This window comes from Thermoanaerobacterium sp. R66 (genome assembly GCF_028895185.1).
In the GTDB taxonomy this organism is placed as follows: Bacteria; Bacillota; Thermoanaerobacteria; order Thermoanaerobacterales; family Thermoanaerobacteraceae; genus Thermoanaerobacterium.
Genome location: NZ_JAEUWW010000001.1, coordinates 507,153 through 523,058, shown reverse-complemented (window position 1 = coordinate 523,058; position 15,906 = coordinate 507,153). Strand labels below are relative to the sequence as shown.

Genomic DNA, 15,906 nt, shown 5'->3' with positions numbered 1-15,906 from the left:
AACACCTCAATTTAAAATAAGGTTTCTTCTGTCTACTAAGACTCTCTCCACATCAAAAACATGCCCTAAAAAATCATCAAGAGCTTTTATAACATATATAGGTCCTGGAGAACCTTCAGAAATCTTTAGCTTAACGTATAGAGTGATTTTGCTGCCTTTTGAATCAAGCATTTTAAGATCCAAAATGTAATTTTTTAAGTCAATGACCTTACTGCCACTTTTTGACTCTTTTTCTATAAATATCTCACTTCTGCCTAAAAATCTTGTAATTTCAAAAGCAAGGTTAGTCACACGACTCATCAAATATACATCTACAGTGTACTCAGCTTCTTTCACCTTGTTTGACAGCAAATCCTTATCATCGACAATATAGCAATCGATGATCTCTAAACCATCAGGCAATGCTTTGTTTAAATCGTCTTTAAATCTTTTAGGATCAATTTCGCCTTCTACCACTACATCGAAATAGTCCCCATGAGTTGTGGCACCCATGCTAAGCGCTGGCCCAAAAGATATCAATGGATGTGGATTGAACCCTTTTGACAGTGAAAATTTTATTTGCGCCCTTCTCATAGCCCTTTCTATAGTCCTCATAAGGTCTAAATGAGAAATGTACTTTAAATCCCCATCTTTTTTAAATTTAGCTCTAAGCTTCAAAGCATACAACTCCTTCATCAAGATCTTTTATACCACATCCTGTGCAATGCAACCTGCAATCGCCTGTAAGTTTTCCTTCAATGGCTTTTTTGTATTCCCTTTTAAGATAATCTTTCCTTACGCCTACGTCCACAATATCCCAAGGAAAAACTTCATCAAAATCCCTATTTTTATAAGCGTAAAATTTAGGATCCACTCCGACGCTCTCAAATGCTTCCAGCCATTTATCAAATTTAAACTGCTCATCCCAACCATCAAACTTACATCCACTTTCCCATGCTTTAATAATTGCTTGTCCTACTTTTCTATCTCCTTTAGAAATTACAGCTTCTAAAAAGCTCATATTTGGTTCATGCCAGTTGTAACTGAATATTTTTCCTCTAAGAAGCTCTTTTAAATAATTTTGTTTATTTATTATAGAGTCCATATCGTCTTGAGGATACCATTGAAATGGTGTAAATGGCTTTGGCACGAAAGTTGAAGTGCTTACAGTTATCTTAAGACCCTTTGTGCTGCCATTCACATCTTTGTATACATCAGCTACTAAATGAGCGAGATCTGATATGCCTTTTACATCTTCCATCGTCTCAGTTGGAAGACCTAACATAAAGTACAACTTTACGCTTTTCCACCCTGCCTTAAATGCTTCTTTAGTAGAATTTACCAAATCTTCTTCAGTTACGCCCTTATTAATGACATCTCTAAGTCTTTGTGTTCCAGCTTCAGGTGCAAGTGTAAGACCAGTCTTTCTGACTTTTTGAATCTCATTTAAGAGATTGACAGAAAAAGCATCTATCCTGGTAGATGGCAACGCTACACCAGTTCCCATATCTTTGTACTTCTCTATAAGATCATATACTAAACTTTCTATCTGCGAATAATCGCATGTACTCAAAGAAGTCAATGAAATTTCTTCATATCCAGTTGATTTTATCAATTTATCAGCTAACTTCAACAATGTTTCTTTTGACCTTTCCCTTACAGGCCTGTAAATCATACCTGCTTGGCAGAACCTGCAGCCTCTTGTACAGCCTCTAAAAACCTCCAGAACGATTCTGTCGTGGACAATATTTATAAACGGTACAATCTGTTTGTCTGGATGGTATGTCTTATCTAAGTCTTTCACAATTCTCCTCTTTATTACCGCAGGTACGCCTTCTTCAATAGGCTTTATGCTTTTGATAGTATTATCATCATTGTACGTTTCTACATATAATGATGGGGCGTAAACACCTTGAATTTTAGATGCTCGCCTTAAAAAATCTTCTTTCGGTACATTGTCCTTTTTACAAGATGCTACCAAATCTAAGATTTCATTTATGATTTCCTCTCCGTCACCTATGACAAACAAATCAACAACATCAGACAATGGTGCAGGATTAACTGCACAAGGTCCACCTGCTATAATCAGAGGATATCCTTTCCTATCCTTGCTTCTTATTGGAATTTTAGATAAATCAAGCATGTTCAATATGTTTGTGTAGCTTAATTCATACTGCAAAGTAAACCCTATTACATCAAACATATTAAGCGGCGTTTTTGTCTCAAGTGAAAAAAGGGGTACGTCCTTTTCTCTCATTAGGTTTTCCATGTCCACCCATGGTGCAAATACCCTTTCACAATATGTGTCATCTCGTTCATTCATCAAACTATAAAGTATTTTAAGTCCAAGGTGGGACATGCCAACTTCATACACATCGGGAAAAGCAAATGCAAACCTTATTTTAACTTTATTTGCATCTTTAATCACAGAATTTATTTCACCACCAGTGTATCTGGCAGGTTTGTTCACTTTCATCAGCAAATCATCTATCTTGTTTTTTAAATCTGACATTGTTACCTCCTATTTTACCTTGCTTAAGATTTCGCCAATGGGTAAGTAAAGTCCATTTTCAATGGCAAAATCAAAAAGCTCTGTCTCTGTAAGTCTTTTTTTCTCTTTCAAATTTTTATCCAACACAACTATTATATGATATTTTAAGGGCAAAAAACAATTGATTATTTTGATTAATTTTTGATCATCCATTACTGCAATCGTCCTGACATTCATAATTCCTCTTTTAAATAATTCTTCTTTTTTGTATATTAAATCTCTCAAGTTAAAATACTGAGATAGTTTTCGTTCATTTCTGGCAGATATTATGAGAAATACAGCCATAGTAATCAATACATAATTTTTATTCCCATTTACAAACATAAGTATACTGCCGTACATGAGCAATAAAGATAACACGTATGAAATCTTGACTGCTACGTTATTAGCTCTGGTTAGACCTATGAAGTTGGACAAAACAGACTTTAAAGCTCTTCCTCCATCTAAAGGCACACCAGGCAGAAGATTAAATGCACACATCAGAACATTTATCCTTATAAGGTAGTCCAATTGAGTACCTATGGTTTGGCTTACTATTATAAGCATCATGATAAAAACGGCATTTGACAAAGGTCCCGCTAATGCGATGATGATTTCCAGATCAGGCCTTATAAAAATCTCACTATCGAAAACAGCCGCTCCGCCAAAAGGGAATATTTCTATCTGAATCATATTTATGTTCAACTTTTTCGCCACCCAATAGTGGCTTGCTTCATGTATGGCTACAGTCAAGATTATATCAACAAGTTCAATGTAGAGACCGGACAGTACAAGAAGCAATATAAAAACCCACGTAAATGGGTTTATCTTTACTTTAACATCGTCAATTTTCATTTTTGACATCACTTATTGCTGAATTAAAATCTATTTTTGATTGTGGATCTATCGGCTTTCCGTTTTCCCATATTTCAAAATGCATTGGAGTACCTTTGTTGCTGCTAACGTCAACTTTTCCAATTGTCTGACCTTTAAGCACTTTATCTCCAACTTTCACGTCTACTTCAGAAAGGTATGCGTAAACAGAGCGGACGTCCCCATCGTGCTTTATTACAACCACTTTACCCCAATCAGGGTTAGAATTATCCGCTATCATGACTTCTCCATCCAATACAGCAACTACTGGCTCATCGCTGGATACGCTTATGTCAATTCCATCGTTTTTCACTTCTTTTGAAGTAGAAGAATCTACTTTTGTGCCAAATGTGGATACCACAACTCCATCAACAGGTCTTACCATTCCACTACTTACAACTTGAGCTGTAGTATTTTTTGAATCATCCGTTTTGTTTGAAAACACTTTTACAACGTCGTCTTTTAGCGAAGGTATACTGCTCATTACCAGTTTAAGCCCTTTTTTAGTATTTTCATAGTTAGAATTATAATTAAGGACTGATTTCACTTCGTCTACAGTTTTATTTGTAGCTGGAACATTTATGGCCTTAAAAAGCATGACTACTCCCAAAATCAAAAGACAAACTATCAATTGGTTTTCCAGAAGGCCAAAATACTTTTTAAAATTGCTGATGCGATTTTTTGAATAGCTAACAGATTGCCATTTGTTAGGTTTCATAAGATAAACCTCCTTTGCTATATTTATATTACATAGAAAGGAGGTTTATGATTGTTTTATTTAACCGCATCTCTCCATTCCAAAAATCCTGCATCTAAACCTTTTATCAACACTTCCGCGGTAGCCAAATTTGTCGCAAGAGGTATGGAGTGAACGTCGCAAACCCTTAAAAGAGCCAGTATATCAGGCTCATGGGGCTGTGCAGTTAATGGATCTCTTAAGAATATGACTAAGTCCATATTGTTTTCTGCAATCATTGCGCCAATCTGCTGATCACCACCCATAGGGCCTGGCAAGAATTTATTGACTTTGATGCCAGTAGCTTCCTCTACCAGTTGACCTGTAGCACCTGTAGCGTATATGTTGCATTTTTTTAATATTTCTTTGTAGGCAATGGCAAAATCTACCATTATAGATTTTTTCATGTCGTGCGCAATAAGAGCTATATTCAATCATATCATCCTCTCATTTAAAAATTGATCTTTCGCCTTCGCATTCCAATATTTAGCAATAGTCCAATAGCAATCATATTCGCAACCAGTGAACTACCACCATAGCTCATAAAGGGAAGCGGAATTCCTGTAATTGGCATAATTCCTACAGTCATACCAATGTTTTCAAATATGTGAAATGTAAACATGGAAATTATTCCTACAGCTATCAAGTAACCGTACTTGTCCTTTGCCATAACCGCAATTCTAAAGCATCTATAAAGCATATAAGCGTACAACAGTATCAAAGCTGTAGCACCAATGAAGCCTAATTCTTCTCCTACAACCGAAAAAATGAAATCAGTCCAAGCTTCTGGTAGATAGTAAAGCTGCGTCTGACTACCGTTGTAAAGGCCTTTCCCCCAAAACATACCGGAGCCTATGGCTATCTTAGATTGTATTACATGGTATCCTGACCCCATCGGATCAAGATTTGGGTTTATAAACGATAAAAGTCTGTTTCTCTGATAAGGCTTTAAAATCTTGTACGCTACAGGCATCATAGCCATACCCATCGCAATAAGCCCAGCAAACACCTTTGGTTTTACACCAGAAATAAAAAGCATCCCTATAAAAATAGCTAAGAAAACCAGCGCAGTACCGAGATCCGGCTGTAGCATTACAATTACAAAAGGAATGAGAACGTGAATAAGTGGATTCACCAGATCTTTGAAAGTCTTGATTTCACCCATCTCATTAAATAAGTTTGCTAATGTCAACACCAGCGCTATTTTCGAAAACTCTGACGGCTGAATATCAATTGGCCCTATGTGAATCCAGCTCTGAGCACCGTTACTTACTTTACCGATAAAAAGAACGGAAATAAGGACTAATATATTTAATACGTAGATTACCTTTGAGAGCCTGGCAATCTGATTGTAATCAAAAAGCGTTATGGCAAATAAGAATGCCAATCCAAATAAAACAGCTACAATCTGAACAATCACATTTTTGTATGAACCAGTCTCAACCGCATGTGAGGCACTAGAAATGACTACAGCGCTAAATGCGCATATCAATAAAACAGTAATCAGCAAAGCAAGATCAAAATTCTTCCACAACTTCTTGTTAAACATCAACTTCTATTTCCCTTCTATAGTGAGTATTCATTACTACAATAGTATTATATCATACAACATATCATTTAACTATACATTTGATTATGGATATAATTTCACCAAATTTAAAATAACCGGCTTTTCACCGGTTATCTTAAATTTTTTTTCATCTTTTTTATAGGAATATTTGCATGCAATGCTGGAACAAACGTATCATCTGTCTTTCTTTCTTTTGTTATTTCAACATTCAAGCCATCCTCATCTATCTCAACATAATTTGATATTACATTCATTATCTCGCCTTTTACCATCTCTAAAAATTTTGGAGAGACATCGGCTCTGTCATGAACAAGCAATAACTGCAATCTTTCCTTTGCTACGTTTTTACTGTTGCTTTTTCCTCCAAACGATTTGAATAAGTCCATCCATTACACCTCCTGAAACTACCTATTGGATGAAATTTTAAATAAACTTTTCAATCTGTCGATTAAACCATAATTTGTGTCTAAGTTTATTATAGGAACATCTTCTCCAACCAATCTTTGCGTCAGATTTCTGTAAGCCTGTCCAGCCAACGATTTTTCATCTACAACTATTGGCTCTCCCTTGTTTGTAGATATGACTATATTTTCATCATCAGGAATAACGCCTAATAGATCTATTGCCAATATATCCATGATGTCATCAATGTTCATCATGTCGCCTCTTTTTACCATGTCCATCTTTATCCTGTTTATGATAAGCATGTGATCTCTTACATCAGAGGCTTCCAAAAGGCCTATGATTCTATCAGCATCTCTTACCGCTGATACTTCTGGCGTTGTAACAACTAATGCCCTGTCAGCACCAGCTATAGCATTTTTAAAGCCTTGCTCAATACCTGCAGGACAATCAATTAAAATGTAGTCGAAATCTTGCCTCAGCTCATCCGTAATTGCGCGCATCTGCTCTGGATTTACGGCTGTTTTATCTCTTGTCTGCGCCGCTGGCAATAAGTAAAGCCCATCAAACCTTTTGTCTTTTATAAGCGCTTGTTTTAAGCGGCATTGGCCTTCTACTACATCAACTAAGTCGTACACTATCCTATTTTCCAATCCCATAACTACATCAAGATTTCTAAGACCTATATCTGTATCTACTAATGCTGTTTTAAATCCTTTCATCGATAGATATGTACCAATATTAGCTGTTGTTGTAGTTTTTCCAACTCCGCCTTTCCCAGACGTTATTACTATGACTTCGCTCATTTCCTTCACTCCATTTCTCATTTCTTCTAATTGTTTATTTTACTATATTTTTCCATACAAGTAAAGTGGTTTAACTATTATCTTATTTTTTTTAACTAAAGCAATTTCTGGATACAATGCCTCAATATCATTATCGGGTGAACGTGAAATAATGTTAGATATTCGAAGCTGCATCGCGTTTATCTTAGACGCCGCAATTATTGAATCAAGATTTCCAGACATACCTGCATGTGCGATTCCTCTCAAAGTCCCCATAATTATTATGTTGCCTGACGCTTGTACAATTCCACCAGGGTTCACATCACCTAATATAACTAAATTTCCGTAATACTTAACAACTTGACCTGATCTTACAGTGCCATTGTAAAATTTCGTCATACCTTCTTCCAAACCATCAAATATATCATTTTCACTTGTAACATTTTTTAGATGCCTTTCCTGAATCTTTTTAAACCTTACATTTACACCGTAATTTTCTAAAACAAAGTCCTTTAATTCATCTAAACTTTTTTCATCTACGCTCAAATTTCGAAATTTTACCGTAAGCTGTGCACCTTTAAAAAATGTCAGTGACCGCTCTATGCGATTTATTATCTTTTCTTTTAAGGCATCTATATCAGAAACATCTGTTGCTATTATCACAAGTCCATCTTTTGAACCATGGATCTTTACATAATCATTTAACATTGTTTGCCCTCCCAATACAGTCTTAATTATAATATTCTCCACAACTTAAGTTTTTCCTTCTTAAAAAAACAAAAGAGGACAAAAAATCCTCTTTAATGATTAATGATTGCTGGCATTTGTATTTGACGCTGTATTATTATTTGAATTTGTAAAGCCAAAATAAGCATCCATTATGTCTCTACCTACCTGAGCTGTATATGCGCCAGAACCCCCCTGGTATATAAGTGCTGTTACCAAAATCTGCGGCTTGTCGTATGGCGCAAAGCCAACAAACCATGCATAGTTCTGCATGACTTTCGTACCATGTGAACCTACTTCAGCAGTACCAGTCTTGCCACCAACAGGTATTGGAAAATTAGCAAATGCTGCACTGGCAGTACCGCCTTCTTCTGTGGCACCTTTCATTCCCAACTTTATAGCATCCAAGTATTTCTGAGGTATGTTTATCTTGTCTAATACCTCAGGCTTTTCCTTTTCGATTACCTTCCCATCAGGGGAGACAATTTTGTCGACCAAATGCAATCTGTATCTTGTTCCTCCGTTTAACAATGTTGATAAATAACTTGCAATCTCTATAGGCGTAAATTGATTGCTACCTTGACCTATGGATGCGTTGGTAGTATCTACCAAAGTCCACTTAGTCGCATCCATCAACTGCCATATGGTCATCTGCAATTTAGGATCTGTTATTCCCATCTTCTTAAGCTGTAAAAATGTGGAGTAATCGCTAAAATTGCCTTTGTCAATTAAGCTTACTATCTTATCGTACTGTTCCTGTGTTATCTTGCCATTTGGATTTGAGTCAGATTTAACCATCGATTTTAAAATCGACAAATTGTAATCTCTTTTAAATTTCTTACTGGAAATTATTCCAGTCGTTTCATAGAGTTCTATGCCCGTCTTTTGATCTAAGCCCAGCATGTGAGCATACTCATCAATTTTGTCTATACCCATTCTGCGGCCCATCTCGTAAAAATACGTGTCTGTAGAATACTTTATTGCGTCTGATACATTTACTGCACCTTGCGTCCTTCCGTATTCGCCGTACAGCCAGTTTTCTTGGCCTGTAGGAGCATATATACCTGTATCAACATACTTTTCATTTACAGTCGTTACACCAGATTCCAAGGCTGCCAACGCTGTTACCATTTTAAATGTTGAACCAGGAGGTGCTGCACCTTGTGTGGCGTAATTAAATATAGGACTTGGGTCAATAGTGGCATTCCTCGGCTTGAACAGTTCATTTACAATGCTGCTGGGCGGATTGCCTGAAGCAAATATATTTGGATCATAACCTGGCACACTGGCAAGAGCTAAAATTTCACCTGTATTTATATCTGTAACGACTACTGCACCGATATTTGCCGGTAGGTATTCACCATGTGGACCTCTTTTAGTTTGCCTTATGCTTTCCATGGTCCTCTGCAATGATTCTTCGGCAACCTGCTGCAACTTTTCATCTATCGTAAGGTACACAGTATCTCCAGGTTTAGGACTGATCTCATCTAATTTTTTTATCAATCTGCCATAATTGTCTACTTCCACTTGCTGTTTACCGTCAGTTCCCCTTAGGTACTTCTCCAAATAGCTTTCAAGTCCATAATGCCCAACAAGATCTGTTATTTGATAGCCTTCTTGGCTGTATTTTTTCCATTCCTCAGCAGTCATGCGGCCTATATATCCTAATGTCTGCGACAACAGCGTCTTAAATGGGTATAACCTTATTGGCTTAACTTCTATTATGACTCCAGGCAAATCCAAATGATTTTCCTCAATCTCTGCCACCGTCTGTTGGTTGGCATCGGTAGCTATCTCTACAGGCTTGTACTGTGTATACCCTTGTTCTAACATCAGCTCTTGAACAGCCATTATGCCTCGAATATCCTGTGGAGACAGCGATTTTGATATTTTGAATTTATTTATCAACATCTGCCATGCTTCACTGGCTGTAGCATTTGAAGGAATGTTGTTATTTTTCTTCCACTGCAATTCCCTTTGTCTTAAAACCGATTGTGACACATTGCTTTCATCAGGATTTTGAAAATTGAAATAAGGATTGTTGTTGCTGTCTAAAAATATAGGCAAATCGTCTTTATACTTTACACCATTTTTATTGAGAATGTTTAGCAATTTTAAAATGACATCATTTAGATTAACTCCTTTAGCATCGCTTCTTAGAAGCTCTACAGAATAGCTGGGCCTGTTTGTAGCAAGCTTTACTCCGTTTCTATCTACTATATCTCCTCGAGGTGCTGTGATGATTATGGATCTTATGGCATTGCCTAATGACTGCTCTTTGTAGTAGTCACCTTTTATAAGCTGCAGATAAACTAATCTTCCTATAAGGGTAACAAGCATCAAAGCTATTACCCATCCTAATACATTGAACCGTTTTTTCAAACCTTCATTCAATTTGACCACCTAAACTTTAAAAAAAAATTTTTTCGATTTTACAAAACTATTAAACCGCACTATATACCTGTATATGAAAATAGTTATTATGGAATTGTAAACCGACTGAATTATTACTACATTTAACAAATACGATGGATTTAACTCATATTTCATGAGGAGCATGGAAAAAATCATGATAAGATTGTAAAGGATCGTTCCTAAAAATACAAATACGAAAGCTACAAATGTACTTTCTCTAAAGACATTTTTGCTAAGTATACCTGTCAAATACGCCACAATAAGAAGCGAAATTGTCACAAAGCCAATAGCGTTGTTAAAAAGCACATCTACTAAAATTCCACCAAAAAGGCTTAAAGTGATGCTTTCACCAGTGCCATTTAAAAGAGAAAAAGCAATAACTAAAATTAATAAGGCGTCAGGTTTAACGCCTAATATAGCAATGTACTTCATCAACGTAGCTTGAAGAATTATTGCAAGTATAATTAAAAGGTATTTATAAATGCTCCTCATTTTAACCTCCGTAAACCTTCCAAATGTCCTAATCAGTTTCCAGTCGTCTTCATGTTTGTCACAACCTGCACAAATTCCAATCTTTCAAAATCGGCCTCTGGCTTTATAACTGCCTGTTTCAAAAGAGAACCTTCATCTTTTTCTACTTTTTCCACCTTGCCTATTATAAGCCCTCTCGGAAACATGCTCATATCGGATGTTGTTATAACATCGCCTTTTTCTATTTTAGAATCTATTGGTATATATATCATGTTTAGATTTCCATTAGAATCTCCCCTGACGATGCCGTTGTCCCTTGTCCTTACGTCTAAAGCACTTACCGAACTATCCACATCAATTATAGATAAAACTTTCGACCAATTATTGCCGACATCTGTGACTATGCCAACCAAATTGCCTTTCTCATCCAAAACTGCCATTTTAGGCTTTATTCCATTGTCTGAGCCGACATCAATATTAAATGTATTAAACCAGTTTCCAGGATTTTTGCTTATTATATTGGCAGGCTTTGTCGTTATATTCGTATTATTATCTTTAAAATTAAGCATGTCTCTCAATCTATTGTTTTCGTTTATATACTCCTGAAGCATGATGTCATTTTTGCTCAACTTAATTACTTCTTTTTCTAATTCAGCATTTTTTGCTCTAAGTGTTCCAATCTCTTTTATTGAAGTGAAAAAGTTGGAAATACTGTTACCTATTGAATTAAAGGCCTTTTCCACAGGAGATAAAATACCGCCTATAGCTGATTCAATAGGTGTCACATTGCGTCCACCGCCATAAGTATATGCCATGGCGGATATAAGTGCCACGGCTATAACTATAACAAATATAAATTGTTTATTTTTGAGAAATCGTGGCACTTTACCACTCCTCTCAGTTTAACTTGCTGGTAGGCGTTAAAACCCTTTTAAACAGAGAACTTTCTTCTAAAATCTTCCCTGTTCCTAATGCAACACAATCCAATGGCTGATCGGCAATTTGAATCGGCATACCTGTCTCTTGCCTTATAAGCCTGTCTATGCCGCTTAATAAAGCGCCACCGCCTGTAAGCATTATACCTCTATCCATAATATCTGCAGCCAACTCTGGCGGAGTTTTTTCAAGTGTCAATTTGATAGCATCTAATATGCTGGAAACAGGATCTTTTAATGCTTCTAAGATTTCTGTCGATGTAATTTTTAATGTCTTTGGAAGCCCTGATACCAAATCTCTTCCTCTTATGTCCATTGATTCTTCTTTCGCCTTTGGAAAAGCTGATCCTATTTGAATCTTCACTTCTTCTGCCGTTCTCTCACCTATCATCAAGTTGTACTCTCTCTTAATGTAGTTTATTATTGCCTCATCCATCTCATCTCCGCCGACCCGCAGTGACTTGCTGGTGACTATTCCACCTAAAGATATGATAGCTACATCAGTAGTACCACCACCTATATCTACAACCATGCTTCCTGTAGGTTCTTCTACAGGCAAACCAGCACCAATAGCTGCTGCCATCGGTTCTTCCACTGTATGAGCTTCTTTTGCACCTGCCTGCAGAGATGCTTCTATTACGGCCCTCTTTTCAACTTCTGTAACACCGGATGGAATTCCAACTATTACTCTAGGTCTAAATAAGCCCTTCCTCGGATTTACTTTGCCAATAAAATGATCCAGCATCATCTTTGTTATGTCAAAATCTGCGATTACGCCATCTCTCATGGGCCTTATGGCTACGATATTCCCCGGTGTTCTTCCAACCATTTTTTTAGCTTCTTCACCTACAGCCAAAACTGTATGCGTGTCATTTTTTATAGCTACCACAGACGGCTCTCTTAATACAATTCCCTTTCCTTGAACATAAACAAGTGTTGTTGCAGTTCCAAGATCAATACCTATATCCCTAGAAAATCCTTTCATCCTTTTTATAACTCCTTCCTTATTTATCAAAATCATAATAGCCTTTTTCTTTTAAACTTATACCTATTCCATCACCAATAATAATGTGATCTAATACTTTTATTCCTATTAAATTGCCACCTTTATAAATCCTATCTGATACTTCTACATCTTCTCTACTGGGAGTGGGATCACCGCTTGGATGATTGTGAACCATTATTATAGAAGACGCTGACCTTTCGATAGCAGCTTTAAATACCTCTCGCGGATGAACTATAGAAGTATTTAAACTCCCTATTGAAACAGTGTCAACAGCAATTACCTTATTTTTTACATTAAGCAAAACAACTTTAAAGTGCTCTTTATTTAAGTATCTCATTTCATCCATAAGCAAACTTATCACGTCGTCAGGTTTCTTTATGATATAACCGTCACTGTAGCCTGCAAGGGCTATCCTTCGCCCCAGCTCAATAGCAGCCTTAATTTTTGCGGCTTTTGCCAATCCTATGCCTTTTATCTCTGAAAGCCTTTCGACACCTGTGTCTAACAGATATTTAAGCCCGTGGCCTTCGCTTAAAAGCCTTTGTGACAGCATTATAGCACTTTCATCTTTATTTCCCGTCCCTATAATTATAGCCATTAGTTCGGCATTTGACAATACAGATGGCCCGTACTTTATAAGTCTTTCTCGTGGTCTATCATCTTCTGGCAAATCTTTAATCGTTACGCGAGATTCCTCTCCCATACATTACCCCCCTAAAGCAAATGCACGTTAAATTCTCTCGATAAAATATCATGTAACTTCGATATAGGAAGCCCTACTACATTGTAGTAGTCGCCATTTATCTTATCAACAATAAGCGAGCCATAACCTTGTATGGCATATGAACCTGCTTTATCAATGTACTCACCTTTTTCTATATAACTAAAGATCATTTCATCGCTTAAACTTTTGATGTAAACATCTGTCTTTTCATATTCTGTAACTATTTTATTCTGTTTCAATGATATGACTGTAACACCAGTATAGACTTGATGCCATCGCCCTGACAACACCTTTAGCATATTAAATGCATCACTTTTATCTTTAGGTTTACCAAGGACAATTCCATCAGCAAAAACTACTGTATCAGCTCCTATAATTAAAAAATCACCACTTAATTTTTCTGCGACGAATGATGCTTTTTTTATGGATAAATCCATGACAATCTTCTCTGGTTCTTTTTCATCTGTCACTTCTTCTACGTCACTTATCATTACAGAAAAATCCACACCAATATTTGATAGTATTTCTTTTCTCCTGGGTGAACCAGATGCAAGTACAATTTCCATATCTGCATACTCCACTTTCAGTTTTATCTGTTATCTTATCTTGTAATACGAAAATATAGCAATTATAAGTCCTATTACAGTTCCCAAGTTGAACCTAAAAGCCAACAGGAACGATACTTTTATAAAATTTAGGTCGATATTTATTGGACTGTTCATTCCTATCATCTGTTGGTACGAAAAAGCATGAACGTACTTAGCAAGAAAGTCTCCAACAAATCCACCAAAAAGAAGACCTACTAAAAGCAAAAAGCACAACGTACCAATTCCCTTGCTTCTCTTCATCTTCCCACTCCTTCTGTTTATTTTATCCCAAATCACTTGTTTTAAAACTTTTCCTTTTAATTATAACATAAATATCTTGTATTTCGACATAATCTAATCTTTTTTTAATATGTTATTTATGGCAAAAAAAATCTCCCTAAAGGGAGATTTTTAATCATTCATGGGATAAAGATCTTTCTTGCTATAGGTTGTATGAAGCAAATGATGCGATTTTTCCCCCAATGGGCTTATTAAGAATTCTTCGTACAACTTTGTTATCATTGGATTTTTGTGAGACTTTCTAATCGGCAAGTCTTTATCTGCTTCATATATAGCTTTTAATCTACTTTTCCTTACCAAATCTTTTTCATTTGGATTGTGTATAGGCTGTCCACCGCCCATTATGCAGCCGCCAGGACATCCCATGACTTCTATGAAATGATACTCTGCTTCGCCACTCTTTATCTTATCTAAGAGTTTCTTAGCATTTCCTGTACCATTTGCTACAGCTATTTTTATTTCTTTTCCGCCTATATCAATCTTTGCTTCTTTTATTCCTTCTAATCCTCTTACTTCTTCGTACTCAAAATTCTCAATATCCTTGCCTTCAACTATATCTGCAACAGTTCTTAAAGCCGCTTCCATAACACCGCCTGTAGCGCCAAATATGACACCAGCACCAGATGATTCGCCAAGCGGATTGTCGTATTCGCTGTCAGGCAAATTGACAAAGTCTATACCCGACTGTTTTATCATGCGAGCAAGCTCTCTCGTCGTCAAAACAGCATCCACATCTTTCATGCCGTCTACTATCATTTGAGGTCTGTCTATCTCATACTTCTTGGCAGTGCACGGCATAATTGATACGACGAAGATATCCTTTGGATCTATACCTTCTTTTTCTGCAAAATAACTCTTTATTATTGCACCCATCATCATGTGAGGTGATTTGCAAGTGGAAAGATTGTCTATAAATTCAGGATAATACCTCTCACAATAGTTTATCCATCCAGGGCTACAGGATGTTATCATAGGAAGCTTGCCACCTTCGTTAAGCCTCTTTAAAAGTTCATTGCCTTCTTCTATTATAGTTAAATCTGCAGCAAAGTCTGTGTCAAATACTTTGTCAAATCCAAGCCTTTTTAAAGCTGACACCATTTTACCTGTGACTATTGAACCATAAGGCATTCCAAACTCTTCGCCAAGTGCAACTCTCACAGCAGGCGCTGTCTGAACCACAACGTATTTCTTCTCATCCAAAAGCGCATCGTAAACCATCTTCGTATGGTCTTTTTCGTAAATCGCTCCAACAGGGCATGCCTCTATACACTGTCCACAGCTAATACATGGTGATTCATTTAGACCTCTGCCAAATGACGGTGCAACGATAGTCTTAAATCCTCTGTTGACCATGCCTATGGCGAAAACATTCTGCACATTGTTGCATGTAGCAACACACCTTCTGCACAATACACATTTATTAGGATCTCTTACGATGGAAGGTGACGACTCATCTTTTTGATATTTTATATTTTCGCCCATAAACCTTATTTCATCTATGCCAAACTTTCTGCTTAAATCTTGCAATTCGCAGTTTCCGCTTCTTACACATGTAAGACAGCTTCTGTCGTGTGCAGACAGTATAAGCTCTAAATTAGATCTCCTTGCCTCTCTTACACGAGGAGTATTCGTGTATATTTCCATTCCGTCGCTTACAGGATAGACACAAGATGCCTGTAAATTTCTAACGCCTTTTATCTCAACAACGCATAGCCTGCAAGCACCTATTTCGTTTATCTCTTCAAGGTAGCATAATGTCGGAATCTCGATGTTTGCGTATTTTGCAGCTTGCAATACTGTATAGTTAGCAGGTACTTCTGCAGGAATTCCATCAATAGTTATTCGAACTTTATCCATGTTTTGCACT

17 protein-coding genes are annotated in these 15,906 nt (G+C 36.7%); all 17 read right to left on the bottom strand.

The features are described from left to right. Positions 1–6 precede the first annotated feature (6 nt). Positions 7–675 (bottom strand): TIGR03936 family radical SAM-associated protein, encoded by a 669-nt coding sequence (locus JJQ93_RS02400; RefSeq protein ID WP_274892631.1) that lies wholly within the window; start codon positions 673–675, stop codon positions 7–9. Further along, positions 647–2,491 carry a TIGR03960 family B12-binding radical SAM protein gene (locus tag JJQ93_RS02395; RefSeq protein ID WP_085112651.1) on the bottom strand — a complete coding sequence of 615 codons (1,845 nt, stop codon included), beginning with the start codon at positions 2,489–2,491 and terminating at the stop codon, positions 647–649. The genes JJQ93_RS02400 and JJQ93_RS02395 overlap by 29 nt, the downstream gene beginning before the upstream one ends. Before the next feature lie 9 nt (positions 2,492–2,500). Continuing rightward, entirely contained in the window at positions 2,501–3,364 is an 864-nt protein-coding gene (locus JJQ93_RS02390) for a M50 family metallopeptidase (protein ID WP_085112652.1), read from the bottom strand. Then, complete coding sequence (locus JJQ93_RS02385; protein ID WP_085112653.1) at positions 3,354–4,100, bottom strand: M23 family metallopeptidase; 747 nt, start codon at positions 4,098–4,100, stop codon at positions 3,354–3,356. The genes JJQ93_RS02390 and JJQ93_RS02385 overlap by 11 nt, the downstream gene beginning before the upstream one ends. 56 nt (positions 4,101–4,156) lie before the next feature. Beyond that, a complete protein-coding gene (gene mgsA, locus JJQ93_RS02380; RefSeq protein ID WP_013788335.1) occupies positions 4,157–4,552 on the bottom strand; it encodes a methylglyoxal synthase in 396 nt (131 codons plus the stop codon). A 17-nt stretch (positions 4,553–4,569) separates the two neighbouring features. Continuing rightward, complete coding sequence (gene rodA, locus JJQ93_RS02375) at positions 4,570–5,667, bottom strand: rod shape-determining protein RodA (protein WP_085112654.1); 1,098 nt, start codon at positions 5,665–5,667, stop codon at positions 4,570–4,572. 131 nt (positions 5,668–5,798) lie between these two features. Continuing rightward, entirely contained in the window at positions 5,799–6,074 is a 276-nt protein-coding gene (minE, locus tag JJQ93_RS02370) for a cell division topological specificity factor MinE (protein ID WP_013788337.1), read from the bottom strand. Positions 6,075–6,092: 18 nt separating this feature from the next. Next, positions 6,093–6,896: a septum site-determining protein MinD gene (gene minD, locus JJQ93_RS02365; RefSeq protein WP_085112655.1), complete on the bottom strand. Its 804-nt coding sequence runs from the start codon at positions 6,894–6,896 to the stop codon at positions 6,093–6,095. Positions 6,897–6,938: 42 nt separating this feature from the next. Further along, positions 6,939–7,583, bottom strand: a complete 645-nt coding sequence (minC, locus tag JJQ93_RS02360; protein ID WP_274892629.1) for a septum site-determining protein MinC — start codon at positions 7,581–7,583, stop codon at positions 6,939–6,941. Positions 7,584–7,682: 99 nt separating this feature from the next. Next, on the bottom strand, positions 7,683–9,995 hold the full coding sequence (locus JJQ93_RS02355) for a penicillin-binding protein 2 (RefSeq protein ID WP_085112657.1): 2,313 nt from the start codon (positions 9,993–9,995) through the stop codon (positions 7,683–7,685). A gap of 9 nt (positions 9,996–10,004) precedes the next feature. Continuing rightward, on the bottom strand, positions 10,005–10,508 hold the full coding sequence (gene mreD / locus JJQ93_RS02350) for a rod shape-determining protein MreD (RefSeq protein ID WP_085112658.1): 504 nt from the start codon (positions 10,506–10,508) through the stop codon (positions 10,005–10,007). 32 nt (positions 10,509–10,540) lie between these two features. Then, positions 10,541–11,371, bottom strand: coding sequence for a rod shape-determining protein MreC (mreC, locus tag JJQ93_RS02345; protein WP_085112659.1), 831 nt, complete (start codon positions 11,369–11,371; stop codon positions 10,541–10,543). A gap of 13 nt (positions 11,372–11,384) precedes the next feature. Continuing rightward, on the bottom strand, positions 11,385–12,407 hold the full coding sequence (locus tag JJQ93_RS02340; RefSeq protein ID WP_038069099.1) for a rod shape-determining protein: 1,023 nt from the start codon (positions 12,405–12,407) through the stop codon (positions 11,385–11,387). A gap of 19 nt (positions 12,408–12,426) precedes the next feature. Then, a complete protein-coding gene (gene radC / locus JJQ93_RS02335; RefSeq protein ID WP_085112660.1) occupies positions 12,427–13,131 on the bottom strand; it encodes a RadC family protein in 705 nt (234 codons plus the stop codon). Between the two features lie 11 nt (positions 13,132–13,142). Next, entirely contained in the window at positions 13,143–13,718 is a 576-nt protein-coding gene (locus tag JJQ93_RS02330; RefSeq protein ID WP_274892628.1) for a Maf family protein, read from the bottom strand. A gap of 30 nt (positions 13,719–13,748) precedes the next feature. Further along, the gene (locus tag JJQ93_RS02325) at positions 13,749–14,000 is read right to left on the bottom strand and encodes a DUF4321 domain-containing protein (RefSeq protein ID WP_085112662.1); all 252 of its coding nucleotides are present in this window, start codon (positions 13,998–14,000) and stop codon (positions 13,749–13,751) included. 150 nt (positions 14,001–14,150) lie between these two features. Further along, entirely contained in the window at positions 14,151–15,896 is a 1,746-nt protein-coding gene (locus JJQ93_RS02320) for an NADH-dependent [FeFe] hydrogenase, group A6 (RefSeq protein ID WP_085112663.1), read from the bottom strand. Between the last annotated feature and the right edge of the window lie 10 nt (positions 15,897–15,906).

What these genes read in the sequence shown, in the direction of transcription:
- JJQ93_RS02400 (WP_274892631.1), bottom strand. Translation starts at nt 675, where the DNA reads ATGAAGGAGTTGTATGCTTTGAAGCTTAGAGCTAAATTTAAAAAAGAT.
- JJQ93_RS02395 (WP_085112651.1), bottom strand. Translation starts at nt 2,491, where the DNA reads ATGTCAGATTTAAAAAACAAGATAGATGATTTGCTGATGAAAGTGAAC.
- JJQ93_RS02390 (WP_085112652.1), bottom strand. Translation starts at nt 3,364, where the DNA reads ATGAAAATTGACGATGTTAAAGTAAAGATAAACCCATTTACGTGGGTT.
- JJQ93_RS02385 (WP_085112653.1), bottom strand. Translation starts at nt 4,100, where the DNA reads ATGAAACCTAACAAATGGCAATCTGTTAGCTATTCAAAAAATCGCATC.
- rodA (WP_085112654.1), bottom strand. Translation starts at nt 5,667, where the DNA reads ATGTTTAACAAGAAGTTGTGGAAGAATTTTGATCTTGCTTTGCTGATT.
- minE (WP_013788337.1), bottom strand. Translation starts at nt 6,074, where the DNA reads ATGGACTTATTCAAATCGTTTGGAGGAAAAAGCAACAGTAAAAACGTA.
- minD (WP_085112655.1), bottom strand. Translation starts at nt 6,896, where the DNA reads ATGAGCGAAGTCATAGTAATAACGTCTGGGAAAGGCGGAGTTGGAAAA.
- minC (WP_274892629.1), bottom strand. Translation starts at nt 7,583, where the DNA reads ATGTTAAATGATTATGTAAAGATCCATGGTTCAAAAGATGGACTTGTG.
- mreD (WP_085112658.1), bottom strand. Translation starts at nt 10,508, where the DNA reads ATGAGGAGCATTTATAAATACCTTTTAATTATACTTGCAATAATTCTT.
- JJQ93_RS02340 (WP_038069099.1), bottom strand. Translation starts at nt 12,407, where the DNA reads ATGAAAGGATTTTCTAGGGATATAGGTATTGATCTTGGAACTGCAACA.
- radC (WP_085112660.1), bottom strand. Translation starts at nt 13,131, where the DNA reads ATGGGAGAGGAATCTCGCGTAACGATTAAAGATTTGCCAGAAGATGAT.
- JJQ93_RS02330 (WP_274892628.1), bottom strand. Translation starts at nt 13,718, where the DNA reads ATGGAAATTGTACTTGCATCTGGTTCACCCAGGAGAAAAGAAATACTA.
- JJQ93_RS02325 (WP_085112662.1), bottom strand. Translation starts at nt 14,000, where the DNA reads ATGAAGAGAAGCAAGGGAATTGGTACGTTGTGCTTTTTGCTTTTAGTA.
- JJQ93_RS02320 (WP_085112663.1), bottom strand. Translation starts at nt 15,896, where the DNA reads ATGGATAAAGTTCGAATAACTATTGATGGAATTCCTGCAGAAGTACCT.